A 14,452-nucleotide genomic window follows, 5' to 3' on the forward strand; every position below is an offset into this window, starting at 1 on the left:
CTACGCTGCACACAGTTTCCTGTTTATGCAGGTTTTCCAATATTCTAATCTAAATTAGAATAAAGCCTCCGCGGAACCAGGGTCAACGCCCACATGCCATTGTGGATCGCCCTAATTCCTTACTTCCTGAATCGACCCAAGGCTGGGCGCCCCGGGCCAATCCAAGAACCATCATCGATGTGCCCTTTAGTGAATTTTTAGGCTCACTCTCCAGAACGGTAGACCGACTAGAATACTGCACCACTCTTGGATATCAGAAAGTATAGCATACATCATCTATCTTAAGTAAGTGGATTTGGATGGAAAAACAACCAGATCAATGGTCACGCTTCCCTACCAATTCAACAAATTTTACTAACAAGGACTCATCACACTCAATTTCGGAGAGTAATGTTCTTGCTGAATCAATATGTTGGACCAGCATTAATTTAGCTTTCTCCATCGTTAAAAGGGATGGGTATGTACTCTTATGGTTGGAAACATCGCTCCCAACCGGTTTTCCTATCACACTTTCTGATCCTTCGACATCCAGGATATCATCGCGAATTTGGAAAGCTAAACCAAGATGACGGGAAAATTCCCTTAATTTTTCTTTCTGTACTGAGCTTGCCCCTGCAAGTATAGCACCAGCCAAAATACTGTAACCCAGCAATTTACCGGTCTTATTTTCATGAATATACTCAAGACCTTGTAAGTCTACGCCATTTTTTTCTCCTTCTATATCTGCCACTTGGCCACCAACCATCCCTTCAGCCCCAGCTGCCTTTGCCAATTCCAAGACCAGTTCTAAAAGGACGGAAGGTTCTATATCAGCTTTGGATTGATTGGCAATGACTTCAAAGGCGAGGGTTAGAAGCGCATCCCCTGCAAGGACTGCCATCCCTTCACCAAATATTTTATGGTTCGTTGGCTTCCCTCTTCTTAAGTCATCATCATCCATACATGGCAGATCATCATGGATTAAAGAATACGTATGAATCATTTCAATGGCGCATGCCGTATTAAGCCCAATCTCTGCTTTTTTGCCAAAAGCCTGCAAAACGGCCATCACCAATAAAGGTCTAAGCCTTTTTCCCCCTGCATCCAAGGAATACGCCATCGCCTTTTGAAGAGTTGCCGGTGTGTTTAAATTGGATACAATCTCTTCCATTCTCGACTCAATTTTATGTTTATTTTCGTTTAAGAAGGAAGTAAACTCTGTCATATTACTCCTCCTCATCAATGGCAAACGGTTTAAAAGCATCTTCTTTCATGATAAGTGTTAATTGCTCTTCAGCTGTTTTAAGCTTATCATGGCACCATTTTGAAAGTTCCATTCCTTCTTTGTATAGATTTATGGACTCTTCCAAAGGTACTTCACCATCTTCCAGGCGTTCCACAATTCCTTCCAGTTTAGTCATTGCTTCTTCAAACGTAACAGCAATCTCTTCCTTTTTGCTCATATCAATCACTCTCCCTAATATCATTAACCGTACAATCGATTTCACCATCTTGCACGACTACTTTCAATTGATCGCCTACTTTTACAGATTTAGTTGATTTTATCAGATTTTCTTCGTCATTATAAACAAGTCCAAATCCTTTTTCCATGATCTTTAAAGGACTGACCGCCTCGAGAAGTGTCACCATATTAAGGTATTCGCGCTGCTTACTTTTTACTGTATTGGCAGTTGCTCGATTCATGCGAGTCTCTATTTGTTCGATTTCGCGCATTTTTCTTACGATTGTGTTTAACGGAATATTACGCTCTACCGATTTAGAAAGTGCCAGCACTTGATCTTGTTTACGCTGAAAATAAAGTTTACTGTTCCGTGAAATACGCTCAGCCACTCGATCAAGCTGCTCTAATTTCTGCTGATATAACAAGTGTGGATATTTAAAAGCATACGATTTATGAATAGATAACAACCGATTTTTTTCCGACTCAATGCGCTGATGGGAATAGCGAATTAACTTTGTTTCCATTATGGAAATCCGTTCTGCTATATCGCTTACTTTTGGCGCTGCCATTTCAGCTGCCCCAGTAGGTGTAGGCGCTCTTAAGTCAGCAACAAAATCACTGATGGTTGTATCTGTTTCATGTCCAACCGCTGAAATGATCGGTATCTTGGAAGCAAATATCGCCCTTGCGACGATTTCTTCATTAAACGCCCATAGCTCCTCTATCGATCCACCGCCTCTGCCGACAATCAAGACATCAATGGGATGCTCATTGGCTTCTTCAATTGCTTTTACAATAGAGGGTGCTGCCTGTTTCCCTTGAACCAAAGCCGGAAAAATTAAAATTTCACCGATTGGATATCGCCTTTTTAAAGTTGTAATAATATCACGAATTGCCGCTCCCGTAGGAGACGTAATGACACCAATTTTAGCTGGAAACAGAGGAATTGGCTGTTTATGCATTCTCTCGAATAGACCTTCACGCTCAAGCTTTTTCTTTAGCTGTTCAAATGCAATAAACAATTCTCCGATTCCATCAGGCATCATCTCTCTTATGTACATTTGATACCCGCCGGTTGGTTCATAGACACGTATTTCGCCCCGCAACAGAACCTTCATTCCATTTTCAGGAGCAAACGCGAGCGATTGGGCTGATTTAGCAAACATGACTGCATTAATTCTTGTTTTATCATCCTTTAACGTCAAGTACATATGACCGCTGGAATGCTTTTTGAAATTAGATATTTCACCCTTCACATAAATATCTGCCAGATTAGGGTCTGCATCAAATTTGCGTTTTATATACTTGGTTAAGGCGGCCACAGTTAAATATTGATTTTTCTCCATTCAGATATGGCCTCCCTCTTCACATTATTTTTTTACACATAAAAAAACTGCCGTAAATGTTATTATAGCAATTTTCGGCAGCTTAATATAATTATCCTTCTTTACCTTTTAACAAAGATTTTTTTGCGGCTTGGAGAGTATTATGCATGAGCATAGTGATCGTCATAGGGCCAACGCCACCGGGAACAGGTGTGATATAAGAAGTTTTATGCATGACATCATCAAAATCAACATCACCGCATAATTTATACGATTCATCTCTGTTCATGCCAACGTCAATTACTATGGCGCCTTCTTTCACATCATCAGCCTTAATCATTTTAGCGATTCCAACCGCCGCAATCAGGATATCCGCTTGTTTTGTAAAGTGTCTCAGATTCACTGTTTTAGAATGACAATAAGTTACCGTTGCATTTTCGTTTAAAAACAGTTGTCCAACAGGTTTGCCGACAATATTGCTTCGTCCGACAACTACCACATGTTTACCGGAAATATCAATCCCTGTTTTTTGAACCATTTTTAATATCCCAAACGGTGTGCACGGCAACAATGCCTCCTGCTTTGTCATCATTCTGCCAATATTGATTGGATGGAAGCCATCTACATCCTTGGCCGGGTCAATCGTTTCAATCACACGTTTTTCGTCAATGTGATCGGGCAGGGGTAACTGAACTAAAATCCCATGTATATCCGGACGATGATTCAGTTCTACAAGCTTATTAAGGAGTTTACTCTCGGAAATAGATGCCGGATAGACGTTTATCTCCGATTTCATCGCCAACTGTTCACATGCTTTTTCTTTATTTCGCACATAGGTTTGAGATGCTTGGTCATCTCCAACCAGGATAACGGCAAGACCTGGTGTAATGCCTTCTTCCTTTAATAATGCAACGTCCCTGGCAATCTCTTCGCGGATAGTTGCTGATATCAATTTTCCGTTAAGTATCTGTGCCGGCATGAGAGTAGCTCCTCCTTAAAATCTTTTCTTTATCTCTATTTTTTATAATGATTCTTTAATTTTAGATAACACCGCATTAACAAATTTTGGTGATTGGTCATCTCCGAACAGCTTAGCCAATTCAATTGCTTCATTAATGGCTGCGTTCTGCGGAACCTCTTCGTTGAATAATAATTCGTACGAAGTCAGTCTTATAATATTACGATCAATATTTGAAAGACGGCTCAATTTCCAATTCTCTAAATTAGATTCAATAAGCGCATCAATTTTTTCCAATTGATCTGTCGTTCCATATACCAGTTTAATTAAATATGGATCTGCTTCAGTTTCATCCACCACATGCTCTATTGCTATTTCTCTTTCCACTTTCCCAACATCTATTTGAAAAAGAGCTTGAAGAGCTTTTTCTCTTGCCTCTCTGCGTTTCATGAATAATTCTTACTCCTTTACTTCGAAAAGTGCACTAAACATTGTGCCCTTCGTATCATATATGAAATCATAACACATCCTTACAAGTAAAGGTAGTATAGTAGCATCATTTAAAGATTGTTCAATTACTGATTCTACTGTCAACTACCCAAAGGTGTGCATAACATCTCAATCACCCATTATCTCCCTGTTAATGAGCTATATACAAAAAAACCGACTGTCTTTTAGTGTTCCTGCTTAAATTCCTTTTAACAGACAGATAACAAAAGCACTCAGCAGTTGAAACGTCCCCCCTGTTAGATTGTGACTAACTTTGCAGGGGACGTTCATTTATGAGCTGAGTGCTTTTATTGCCAGTGCCCAAAAATTAAATAATACTTAGGCACTGTTATTTAACCATATTACAGTGTATCCAGGTAATCTGATTCGATTTTAGCCGTTTCAAATTGTATACCAACAATATGAACATTTACTTCAGTTGCTTCAAGAGCAGTCATGTTCAATAATGTTTGGCGAATATTTTCTTGTGCTTCCTGCGCAACCTTTGGAATAGATACACCGAATTTCACGAGACAGTATACATCAATCTTAATGCTGTCTTCATTAAGTTCAACTTTTACGCCTTTACCATGATTTTTTTTACCAAGCTTTTCTACAACACCTGAGGCGAAATTCCCTCTCATTTGGGCAATTCCTTCTACTTCACTTGCTGCTATACCAGTAATCACCTCAATGACTTCAGGGGCAATTTCTACTTTCCCTAAACCATCATAGTTTTCTAAATCTACTGTTTGATTTTCTTCCATGTCATACACCTCCAAATCTTCTATCTCTATTATGGATTCATAACGTCATAAGTTTCAAGAAATTTTGTGTTAAAATCTCCAGAAACAAAAACATCATGGTTCATTAACTTTAAATGAAAGGGTATGGTAGTTTCAATACCTTCGATTACAAATTCTGAAAGTGCACGTTTCATTTTTCGTACAGCTTCATCCCGTGTTGGAGCATGGACAATCAATTTCGCTACCATAGAATCATAATAAGGCGGGATAAAATAGCCTGTATAGGCTGCCGAGTCAATCCTTACGCCAAACCCACCAGGCGGAAGATACATTTCTACCTTACCCGCTGATGGCATAAAGTTTTTATTCGGATTTTCAGCATTGATTCGGCATTCAATCGCCCAGCCATTGAATTGAACATCTCTTTGTTCAACCAATAATTTTTCACCGGAAGCTACCCTAATTTGTTCTTTAATTAGATCAATTCCAGTTACCATTTCAGTCACAGGATGTTCAACCTGAATTCTTGTATTCATCTCCATGAAATAAAACTTACGATTGCGGTGATCGTATATAAACTCAACCGTTCCTGCTCCGGTATAATCGACAGCCTTTGCTGCAGTGACTGCCGCTTCACCCATTTCTTTTCTCATTTCACTATCAATCGCAGGCGATGGTGTTTCTTCCACAAGTTTTTGGAGCCTTCTTTGAATGGAACAATCTCTTTCACCCAGGTGAATAACATGGCCATGGCTATCACCCAAAACCTGAATTTCTACATGACGGAAATCTTCAATAAATTTCTCGATATATACTCCCGGATTTCCAAAAGCCGTCAGGGCTTCTTGACGGGTTATTCGGAGACCTTTTAGCAGCTCAGTTTCATCGCTGGCTATTCGAATCCCTTTTCCGCCACCACCGGCTGTTGCTTTAATTATGACTGGATATCCGATCTCAGTAGCAACTTGAATGGCTGCCTCTTCATCATCCACAATACCCCTCGAGCCCGGCACTACCGGCACACCGGCAGCACGCATCGTCTCCCTGGCAACATCCTTTGTACCCATTTTTGAAATAGCTTCTGCTGATGGACCGATAAAAATTAAATGACACTCTTTACACATCTCAGCAAAATCAGCATTTTCGGCTAAAAAACCATAACCCGGATGAATCGCATCACAACCAGTTAATTTTGCTAAGCTAATGATATTGGCTATATTCAAATAACTGTCCTTGGAAGCTTTAGGCCCTATACAATAGGCTTCATCCGCAATTTGTACATGCAGAGCCGTTTTATCGGCCTCTGAATAGACAGCAACTGTTTCAATATCTAATTCCTTGCAAGCCCTGATAATCCGTACAGCAATTTCACCACGGTTTGCAATCAACACTTTCTTTATCATAATCCGGTTCCTCCTATTCGCCTTTTACTAAAAACAGAGGTTGACCGTATTCAACCAATTGACCATTTTCTACTAATATTTCTACAATCTCTCCGGTAACTTCCGCTTCAATTTCATTAAATAATTTCATTGCTTCCACTATGCAAACAATTGTATCTTTCTTAACTTTATCACCCAATTTTATATAAGCGTCGTCCTCAGGAGATGAGGACACATAAAATGTACCAACCATCGGTGAAGTGATTTTATGAAGATTTGATGTTTGTTCTGCATTTTGTTCCACTACTGGCCGTTTCTCTTCTTTTAACAATGGTTGACTTTCCTGTTGTGGTATTGAGTGTACTGCTGGCTCAGCAAGTACCGGTACCTCAGTCGTATGTATAGTACTTTCTGATCCAGTACCTTTAATTATTTTTATTTTAGTACCCTCTTGTTCAAACTCAAACTCTTTTATACCTGTTTGGTTAATTAATTTTATAATTTCTCTAATTTCCTGTACTTTCATCAGGAACCACCCCTCCTATTTATGACCAGATACTAATATGATACTATAATATCAGGTAGAAATACAATTTTCATAATTACCTATCACCTTACGTATATTTCTAGTTTGTCAGTGGAACAGGTACTATCAAAAAATTTCACTTCAGACATTCCTCCAACTCGTTTTGTACCAGGATTTAAAACATTTATATTTGTCTATATACACTAATGGATTATTTATAAATTCGATAAAAGAACCTTACTTTCCTTTTTTTTATGTATATAAAATTATACTTCGTTAACAAAACCGAGCATACCTGCTTGGCAGGAGTTCATATCCTATCAAAAAACAGCCCTAATGAAAGTAAAAAAATTATACAGAAGGAACCGCCTTAAAAACTACTGGATGATTTATTAAGTAAGCATAAACAAACGGTTTACATATTTTTCAGCATATAAAAACAATATCGGCTGCTCACCGATATTGCCTTGGGTGGTGGAACTTATTTTTCCGGCTGGAATTCAACCGCAACTGCATTTGTTTTACCAATTTCTTTTGTGACCATCTGAATAATTTCGTTCGCTGCACCTGCATCCTTTTTATCGGCCTTTACGGTAATCTGGATTTGATCTCCCTCTGCCCGTACCAATGCATCTTTATAACCAAGAGCAATAATCATAGTCTCTAACATATCCTCTTTGGTTGACATTTCAGCCAATGCTTCTATCTGCTCATGTGCTTCCACTCTTTCTTCTTCTGATAAATCACTTGAAGCTACCTTATTAGTCAGTTCCTCTTTCTGCCTGCTTCTTTCATCGTTCAAGTCAATGCGCATGGCTTCAAAAACAGAATCACTTGATTCATTTGTCACAATCGTGGAAGATTCTTCACTTTCGGTTGACTCTTTAGAAGAATTTGTATTCGTTTTTTCTTTCGGAGTTTCCTGATTTACTGCTGTATCCTGAGGAGTTGTAATATAATATACACTTAGCACCGCCACCAAACTTAACATCGTTAATAACCAAACCGTTTGTTTTCTTAATAACACTTTTTTTCCTCCTTAAAAATCTTATTTTTTCGCCGATACAGCTACACGATGACTCGGTACATCCAGTACTCTTGTCACTGCTTCAATGATTTCTTTTTTAATTCGAACATCATCGGCTCCTTTTGCTACGATCAACACTCCACGGATTGCCGGTTTTTTCGTTTCTTTCACAAGCGGTACTTCTTTATCACCATCACGGATAATGACGATCTTTTCATCCGTAGAAAAGTCTTCAACCTTTCTCTCCCCCCCATCACGGTCTGTTTCTTCTGTCGTTTGGCGCTGTGCAACTGAATTTTTTTCATATACTTTACTTTCAGTTGCATCAATATTAACGATTACAGATACATTAGAGACCCCTTGCATCGTTTCCAAAGTATCCTTCAATTCACTTTCGTACATTTTTTCAATATCTCCAATAGATCCAGACTTTTTTGAAGAAGTCGATTTCCATGTAGTGACTGTTTCCTCGTTTTGTTTATCTTGAGCTGAACTAGTTTGAAAAACGGTATTTGTTTGATCTGTAGTTGAAGTTGGTTTATTCGTAAACATGCTGGCTGCCATCAATAATATACCGGCTAACAAGATGATTGCGATATACCGGTACTTTTTATTTTCTTTGCTTCCATCCTCTCCTTTAAAGAACAAGTCCTTCATCCTTTGGATCCAATCCTTTTTCATCAAAGTCCATCACCCCCTTCAATTAATCCGATTACAATTTTGCTTGGATCGATTCCCCATATAGTGGATAGTATTGTTGTTAGTTCGGATGACGGTATATTCTCTATTTCCGCTTGCTTCTCATCAATGGTAATGTCTATTGTTTCTACTGGCTGCACATCCTCTGAGCTGGACTCCTGGCTTTCTGCCACAAATACCTGTATGGTATCAATGTTTTCTGCATTCATTTCTCCATTCTTATCCATAAGTGTGATTTTAATATCTTGAATGGCATAATTACTCTGGTCCATCAGCTCCTTTTCTGCTTCGTTTTTTAGTTGGACAGCCATATGTTCCAATATATATGTCTGTTGGGTCTCTTCTATTTCTCTTTTCTTACTTTCAAGTGAATTTTCTACTTTTGGATTACTCCATGTACTGCTCTGCACAATTTTCTCCTGAATCTCACTAGTAAAGTTTTTATTAAATATCGATAGAATGGGAGTGATAAAAACAGCAATTAAGAGCAAACCCACAACCAGTTTCGTATATTTTTGCATGGTTGAGCTAGGGAGGAGCATATCCAATATGACTGCGAATAAAATAAAAACGATTATATTGGTAACCCACTCTGTTAATATACTCATCGAATTTCTCCCCCCTATCGAACCATCATCGTGATATTTCCTGCTGCCACGATCACGGTAATGGTCAGAAAAAACATAAGGCTGACAATCGCTAATGCCGCAAAAACATATATAATATTCTTACTGATAATATCGAGACACTTAATCATCGGACCAGCTCCTAGCGGTTGCAGAATTGCCGCAGCCACCTTATAGACCAATGCGATTAATAATATTTTCATGGCTGGAAAGGCAGTCATAATCAGCAAAATCACCACACCTGCAATCCCAACAGTATTTTTTAATATAAGTGAAGCTCCTATCACCGTGTCCGCTGCATCTGTAAACATCCTTCCAACTACAGGAATGAAATTCCCTGTCACAAATTTTGCTGTTCGTATCCCAATTCCGTCTGCTACAGCAGTGGAAACCCCCTGTACGGAGATCACTCCAAGAAATACCGTCATGAAAATACCAAGCAACCCTACACTCCAAGTTCTTAATAAACCAGCAAGCTGAGTGACCTTGTATTGTTCTGACAGCATGCTTACTATACTGAGCATGGTTGATAAAAATAACAGAGGTAAAACAATATACTCAATTAATGCTCCACTTGTATTCATTAGAAACAAGAGCATCGGATGAAAGAAAGCAGATGACAGTACACCGCCTGAGCTAGCAATAAGAGCCAGCAGTAAAGGTATTAAGGCTATCATAAAATCAGTGATAGTAGAAATTGTATCTTTTACATAATCAACTGCTACATGGAAGCTATTTAATGCTATTATCATCAGAACCATAAACACAATGGCGTTCGCTACTTTACTGACAGATGTTTTTTCAAATGTGCTTTGCAAAGTTTGAAGAAATACACTGAAAACCGTCAATAAAATGAGCGTACCTAATAATTTTCCATTCGCAATGATTTCATGGAAAATGAATTGGAGGATTCCGCTAAGCCATTCTTTTATGGAGAATTTTTTTTCACCGCTTACGAAATCTACAAAACTTCCTTTTTGGGACTCAGGTAAAAACCCACCATATTGCTCGTAAACGGAATCCCAAAAATGTTTAAGATCGTTAAGTGGAATATCATCCACATTAAACGTTTCAACAGCCTGTGTTTCTTCCGGCAATTCAGTAGAGTTAGGGGAGGCTTGACTTGTTTGACCATTGCTTAAGCTAAGAATCAGATACAGAACGATGATACTTGTCCACTTAAATTGCTTCATTTATCCTTCAGCCCCTTTAAACCTTTCACCACAATGATTAATTAGGAATCATCTGAATAACACTCTCAATAATGACCGTTAAGATTGGAATAGCCATTGTAAGAATCATAATTTTTCCTGCCAATTCAATTTTTGAAGCAATCGCTCCCTGCCCGGCATCTTTCGTAATTTGCGAGGTGAATTCAGCTATATAGGCAATTCCAATAATTTTCAAAACAGTTGATAAGTAGACCATATTCACATTTGCATTAACGGCCAATTGCTGAATCATTTGAATTATTTCGTAGATTTTTTCTATCAGGAATAGGAATATAGAGCTTCCGACAAATACAACAAGTAAGAAAGCTAGATTTGGCTTTTGTTCCTTGATGATCATTGCCAGAAATGCTCCAACCAGCGCAACACCCGTTATCTGCAACATTTCAATGGCTCATCACCCCAAAATTTCTATTGAAATAAAAACACGGATTTAATTCGATCAATTAATTGACCTACCACCTGTGCCACATTAAATAAAATATAGATAAAGCTTACCAATATGACCCACTGGGAATATTCTTTCTTTCCCACCTGATCGAGAATCGTAATAATAAACGCGACAATCAGCCCAACACCTGCAATTTTAAAAATAATATCGATATCAATCCCCATTACCGGCTATCTCCCTCCTGCTACATCAATAAAATGGCTATTAGCAGGCCTGCAAAGAAACCCAGACTTCTCGCCATCTTGTCGTATTTCAACTGTTTATCAGCCGCATCTGCTTCTTCCCTCTCAAGATGAACCAATGCCAGTTGAATTTGCTTTTGCTGGCTCTCTCGATCATGTTTTCCCAAAGTTTCTCCAAATTGAAGAAGGATATCTATTTCTTTTTGCTGCAATTCTGACTGCTTTCTTACAACTTCTAGACTTTCCTTCCAAGCTGACGATACCGACTGATTAGCTGAACCCAACCTACTTGCAAAGTCTGTAAAAAGAATCGAAATGGGGGCAGGAATTTGTTTTGCCAGTGTTAAAACAGCTTCCTTTAGAGGAGAATGTCCATACATGATTTCTGCTTCCAAAATTTGAAGTGCTGAGCGTAAATCACGGATATGTTTAGGTCGGGCGATTAATTTTTTAGAAACCTCAAACCCAATAAGGGACGTAGCCAAAATGATCAATACTGCACCCAAAATTTTAATCATACTCTCACTCTTTCCCCATCATATAAAACCCTGCCTGTACGATCTTTTATTTTAGATATACTCCCTGGCTTATCTGTTCGCCTTAGTTCCACGATTCTTTCAAAATTAGCTTCCTTTACGATGTTTTTCATAATTGGCCTGGCTAATATATCATTAAGCGAATGTCCGTGTGCCGTTATAAATAGGGTTATGCCGGCATTAACCGCTTCCATCATGGCTTCCGAGTCTTCTATTCTTCCAATTTCATCAGCTACAATAATTTCAGGGCTCATGGAGCGGATCATCATCATCATTCCTTCAGCCTTTGGGCAGCCATCGAGAACATCTACTCTGATACCGAACTCCATTTGTGGAACTCCTTGAACACATCCGGCAATTTCAGATCGTTCATCAACAATTCCAACTTTCATTGCAGGAATACGGCTAGATGGATTTCCAAAAGTGGCATAGCGGGCTAAATCTCTCAAGAATGTTGTTTTCCCTGTCTGCGGCGGTCCAATGATCAAAGTCGATAGCCAGCGATTATGATATAAATATTGAACCCAATCATTAACCATCCCCTTCTTTTGTCTGGCAATCCGAATATTGAAAAACGTAATATCCCGCAACCCCTTGACTCTCCCATTTTCGAGGATGACTCTCCCGGCCAAACCAACCCGATGTCCCCCCTCAACTGTAATATAGCCGCGTTTCAGTTCTTCCTCTAACATATAAAAGGAATACTGACTGACTTTATTAAGAAATAAATCTGCATCTTCCCTTAATACTGGCTTGTGTCCATACATGATATCTTTACCTGACATCACTTCAAGCGGTCTACCAACTCTTATTCTAATTTCTTCTATATCCTCCAGCTTATTGGTTAAATTTTTTAACTGAGCACCTATAGCCGGAGGTAACAATTCAATAATAGAATCCATTTCTCTCCCTCGCCTGGTCTGTCATTATTTAAAATGTATTCATGGACAGGCCGTTTATGACTTCTTCCAAACAAAAAGAGGGGCATTTATAAATAAAGAGCAAGTGAATCTCTTAAAATAGATGAATAATAAAGAATTGAATCGAGAGAAGAGAGATAAATAACCGGTATTTTAAAATAGGAGTGAAAGAAGGAGTGATGGATAAGAGGTTGAATTAGGAAGGCAGTTTTAAAGGACCCAAATGAAATGAAAAAACTCCCGGATAATTCTCCGGGAGTTTGAAATCTACTTATTAACCTCTTGATACATAAGACGCATCAGAAGTATTGATGATTAATTTGTCACCTTCATTTACAAAGAAAGGAACTTGAACAGTAAGACCGGTTTCAACAGTAGCTGGCTTCGTTCCACCTGATGCTGTATCTCCTTTGATACCCGGTTCTGTTTCAGTTACCTCTAAAGTAACAGTTGTCGGAAGTTGCACACCAAGTGTTTCGGCTTGGAACATCATGATAGATACTTCCATGTTTTCTTTCAAGAATTTCAATTCATATTCAATTTGCTTGGATGGCAATTCGATTTGATCATATGTTTCGTTATCCATAAACACATGATTATCGCCGCTTGCATATAAGTATTGCATTTTACGGTTTTCAATATGTGCTTTTGCAACTTTTTCACCAGCACGGAAAGTTTTCTCCTGGATCGCACCCGTACGAAGGTTACGTAATTTAGAACGTACGAACGCAGCTCCTTTACCGGGTTTTACGTGTTGGAATTCGATTACTTGCCAGATACCGCCATCTACTTCAATCGTTAGTCCAGTTTTAAAATCATTAACAGAAATCATACAATATAGCCTCCTACAGCCTTATAAAATAAGTAAATCTTTTGTTGAATGAGTGAAGGTTTCGTTGGAATCCTCCGTTATGAGGAGATCATCCTCGATTCTTACTCCTCCAACTCCAGGTAAATAAATACCAGGTTCACAAGTGACAGTCATGCCTTGTTCCAAAATAACATCTGATTTAGCAGAAAGTCCAGGACCCTCGTGCACTTCAAGTCCAATCCCATGTCCAAGAGAATGACCGAAATATTCGCCATATCCTTTGGCAGCTATGATATCTCTTGCAAGAGCATCAGCTTGTCGACCTGTCATACCCGGTTTAATATGCTCCATTGCATATAACTGAGCTTCCAGGGTAACGTCATATATTTTCTTTAATTCACTAGAAGGTTCACCGACCGCTACTGTACGTGTAATATCAGATATATACCCATTATAAAGGGCACCATAATCCATTGTGACAAAATCGCCATTTTCTATTACTTTTTCTGTGGCAACACCGTGCGGCAAAGCAGAACGGGCACCAGAAGCGACAATGATATCAAATGAGGAGGAAGTTGCCCCTGCCTTGCGCATAAAGAACTCCAATTCATTTGATACTTCTATTTCAGTTAAACCTGGACGAATATACTCAATAATGTGTTTAAATGCAGCATCTGCTATGTCTGCTGCTTCCTTTAATATCTTAATCTCTTGCGGTGTCTTAATCAAGCGCAATTTTTCAACAATATTGGAGAGAGGGATGAGTTCACCTTCTACAACTGATTCATAAGATTTATAGGTAGAGAAAGTAAGATCATCCTGTTCAAACCCGATTCTTTTGACACCTATTTCCTTTAACTGGGACGCCACTTCATTTTGAATCGGTCCGCTGTGTTTGATAATCTCAAATCCTACTGCCTGTTTGCCTGCTTGCTCCACGTATCTAAAATCAGTAATAAATTTTGCTGTCTTTTGGGAGATAATAACTACCCCTGCAGTACCAGTGAAATTAGAGATATATCTGCGGTTATATGGGTTTGTAATGATGATGGCATCAATATTTTCCTGATTTAATCTTTCACGTAATCTCTGAATTTTTTCCAT

At 38.8% G+C, this 14,452-nt stretch carries 18 protein-coding genes; all 18 read right to left on the minus strand.

Features of this window, described 5'->3' with window-relative positions; genetic code table 11:
* Positions 1 to 316: 316 nt before the first annotated feature.
* A complete protein-coding gene (locus tag AC4G3L_RS04480; RefSeq protein ID WP_491075767.1) occupies positions 317 to 1,204 on the minus strand; it encodes a polyprenyl synthetase family protein in 888 nt (295 codons plus the stop codon).
* 1 nt (position 1,205) lies between these two features.
* Positions 1,206 to 1,442, minus strand: coding sequence for an exodeoxyribonuclease VII small subunit (gene xseB / locus AC4G3L_RS04485; RefSeq protein WP_491075768.1), 237 nt, complete (start codon positions 1,440 to 1,442; stop codon positions 1,206 to 1,208).
* 1 nt (position 1,443) lies between these two features.
* Positions 1,444 to 2,787, minus strand: a complete 1,344-nt coding sequence (gene xseA / locus AC4G3L_RS04490) for an exodeoxyribonuclease VII large subunit (RefSeq protein ID WP_491075769.1) — start codon at positions 2,785 to 2,787, stop codon at positions 1,444 to 1,446.
* A 91-nt stretch (positions 2,788 to 2,878) separates the two neighbouring features.
* Positions 2,879 to 3,745 (minus strand): bifunctional methylenetetrahydrofolate dehydrogenase/methenyltetrahydrofolate cyclohydrolase FolD, encoded by an 867-nt coding sequence (gene folD / locus AC4G3L_RS04495; RefSeq protein WP_491075770.1) that lies wholly within the window; start codon positions 3,743 to 3,745, stop codon positions 2,879 to 2,881.
* Between the two features lie 42 nt (positions 3,746 to 3,787).
* Positions 3,788 to 4,174: a transcription antitermination factor NusB gene (gene nusB / locus AC4G3L_RS04500; RefSeq protein ID WP_491075771.1), complete on the minus strand. Its 387-nt coding sequence runs from the start codon at positions 4,172 to 4,174 to the stop codon at positions 3,788 to 3,790.
* 401 nt (positions 4,175 to 4,575) lie between these two features.
* Positions 4,576 to 4,980 carry an Asp23/Gls24 family envelope stress response protein gene (locus tag AC4G3L_RS04505; protein WP_491075772.1) on the minus strand — a complete coding sequence of 135 codons (405 nt, stop codon included), beginning with the start codon at positions 4,978 to 4,980 and terminating at the stop codon, positions 4,576 to 4,578.
* Positions 4,981 to 5,009: 29 nt separating this feature from the next.
* Positions 5,010 to 6,362: an acetyl-CoA carboxylase biotin carboxylase subunit gene (gene accC / locus AC4G3L_RS04510; RefSeq protein WP_491075773.1), complete on the minus strand. Its 1,353-nt coding sequence runs from the start codon at positions 6,360 to 6,362 to the stop codon at positions 5,010 to 5,012.
* 13 nt (positions 6,363 to 6,375) lie between these two features.
* Positions 6,376 to 6,870, minus strand: a complete 495-nt coding sequence (accB, locus tag AC4G3L_RS04515) for an acetyl-CoA carboxylase biotin carboxyl carrier protein (RefSeq protein WP_491076238.1) — start codon at positions 6,868 to 6,870, stop codon at positions 6,376 to 6,378.
* A 478-nt stretch (positions 6,871 to 7,348) separates the two neighbouring features.
* Positions 7,349 to 7,894, minus strand: a complete 546-nt coding sequence (locus AC4G3L_RS04520; protein WP_491075774.1) for a SpoIIIAH-like family protein — start codon at positions 7,892 to 7,894, stop codon at positions 7,349 to 7,351.
* A gap of 21 nt (positions 7,895 to 7,915) precedes the next feature.
* Positions 7,916 to 8,575, minus strand: coding sequence for a stage III sporulation protein AG (gene spoIIIAG / locus AC4G3L_RS04525; protein WP_491075775.1), 660 nt, complete (start codon positions 8,573 to 8,575; stop codon positions 7,916 to 7,918).
* Positions 8,575 to 9,201: a stage III sporulation protein AF gene (gene spoIIIAF, locus AC4G3L_RS04530; RefSeq protein WP_491075776.1), complete on the minus strand. Its 627-nt coding sequence runs from the start codon at positions 9,199 to 9,201 to the stop codon at positions 8,575 to 8,577. The genes spoIIIAG and spoIIIAF overlap by 1 nt, the downstream gene beginning before the upstream one ends.
* A 14-nt stretch (positions 9,202 to 9,215) precedes the next feature.
* On the minus strand, positions 9,216 to 10,412 hold the full coding sequence (gene spoIIIAE / locus AC4G3L_RS04535) for a stage III sporulation protein AE (RefSeq protein WP_491075777.1): 1,197 nt from the start codon (positions 10,410 to 10,412) through the stop codon (positions 9,216 to 9,218).
* A 37-nt stretch (positions 10,413 to 10,449) separates the two neighbouring features.
* Entirely contained in the window at positions 10,450 to 10,833 is a 384-nt protein-coding gene (spoIIIAD, locus tag AC4G3L_RS04540; protein ID WP_491075778.1) for a stage III sporulation protein AD, read from the minus strand.
* Positions 10,834 to 10,859: 26 nt separating this feature from the next.
* A complete protein-coding gene (gene spoIIIAC, locus AC4G3L_RS04545; RefSeq protein ID WP_491075779.1) occupies positions 10,860 to 11,063 on the minus strand; it encodes a stage III sporulation protein AC in 204 nt (67 codons plus the stop codon).
* Between the two features lie 20 nt (positions 11,064 to 11,083).
* Positions 11,084 to 11,599: a stage III sporulation protein SpoIIIAB gene (gene spoIIIAB, locus AC4G3L_RS04550; RefSeq protein WP_491075780.1), complete on the minus strand. Its 516-nt coding sequence runs from the start codon at positions 11,597 to 11,599 to the stop codon at positions 11,084 to 11,086.
* The gene (gene spoIIIAA / locus AC4G3L_RS04555) at positions 11,596 to 12,519 is read right to left on the minus strand and encodes a stage III sporulation protein AA (protein WP_491075781.1); all 924 of its coding nucleotides are present in this window, start codon (positions 12,517 to 12,519) and stop codon (positions 11,596 to 11,598) included. Before spoIIIAA ends, spoIIIAB begins: the two co-directional genes overlap by 4 nt.
* A gap of 292 nt (positions 12,520 to 12,811) precedes the next feature.
* Positions 12,812 to 13,369 carry an elongation factor P gene (gene efp / locus AC4G3L_RS04560; protein WP_491075782.1) on the minus strand — a complete coding sequence of 186 codons (558 nt, stop codon included), beginning with the start codon at positions 13,367 to 13,369 and terminating at the stop codon, positions 12,812 to 12,814.
* Between the two features lie 21 nt (positions 13,370 to 13,390).
* Positions 13,391 to 14,452 (minus strand): M24 family metallopeptidase, encoded by a 1,062-nt coding sequence (locus AC4G3L_RS04565; protein WP_491075783.1) that lies wholly within the window; start codon positions 14,450 to 14,452, stop codon positions 13,391 to 13,393.

Source organism: Bacillus sp. z33, assembly GCF_058313615.1.

Excerpts from the sequence above, each read along its gene's own strand:
- spoIIIAB (WP_491075780.1), bottom strand. The coding sequence starts at position 11,599 with ATGATTAAAATTTTGGGTGCAGTATTGATCATTTTGGCTACGTCCCTT.
- accC (WP_491075773.1), bottom strand. The coding sequence starts at position 6,362 with ATGATAAAGAAAGTGTTGATTGCAAACCGTGGTGAAATTGCTGTACGG.
- AC4G3L_RS04480 (WP_491075767.1), bottom strand. The coding sequence starts at position 1,204 with ATGACAGAGTTTACTTCCTTCTTAAACGAAAATAAACATAAAATTGAG.
- spoIIIAA (WP_491075781.1), bottom strand. The coding sequence starts at position 12,519 with ATGGATTCTATTATTGAATTGTTACCTCCGGCTATAGGTGCTCAGTTA.
- xseB (WP_491075768.1), bottom strand. The coding sequence starts at position 1,442 with ATGAGCAAAAAGGAAGAGATTGCTGTTACGTTTGAAGAAGCAATGACT.
- folD (WP_491075770.1), bottom strand. The coding sequence starts at position 3,745 with ATGCCGGCACAGATACTTAACGGAAAATTGATATCAGCAACTATCCGC.
- efp (WP_491075782.1), bottom strand. The coding sequence starts at position 13,369 with ATGATTTCTGTTAATGATTTTAAAACTGGACTAACGATTGAAGTAGAT.
- spoIIIAE (WP_491075777.1), bottom strand. The coding sequence starts at position 10,412 with ATGAAGCAATTTAAGTGGACAAGTATCATCGTTCTGTATCTGATTCTT.
- spoIIIAD (WP_491075778.1), bottom strand. The coding sequence starts at position 10,833 with ATGTTGCAGATAACGGGTGTTGCGCTGGTTGGAGCATTTCTGGCAATG.
- spoIIIAG (WP_491075775.1), bottom strand. The coding sequence starts at position 8,575 with ATGAAAAAGGATTGGATCCAAAGGATGAAGGACTTGTTCTTTAAAGGA.
- AC4G3L_RS04565 (WP_491075783.1), bottom strand. The coding sequence starts at position 14,452 with ATGGAAAAAATTCAGAGATTACGTGAAAGATTAAATCAGGAAAATATT.
- xseA (WP_491075769.1), bottom strand. The coding sequence starts at position 2,787 with ATGGAGAAAAATCAATATTTAACTGTGGCCGCCTTAACCAAGTATATA.
- nusB (WP_491075771.1), bottom strand. The coding sequence starts at position 4,174 with ATGAAACGCAGAGAGGCAAGAGAAAAAGCTCTTCAAGCTCTTTTTCAA.
- spoIIIAC (WP_491075779.1), bottom strand. The coding sequence starts at position 11,063 with ATGGGGATTGATATCGATATTATTTTTAAAATTGCAGGTGTTGGGCTG.
- spoIIIAF (WP_491075776.1), bottom strand. The coding sequence starts at position 9,201 with ATGAGTATATTAACAGAGTGGGTTACCAATATAATCGTTTTTATTTTA.
- AC4G3L_RS04505 (WP_491075772.1), bottom strand. The coding sequence starts at position 4,980 with ATGGAAGAAAATCAAACAGTAGATTTAGAAAACTATGATGGTTTAGGG.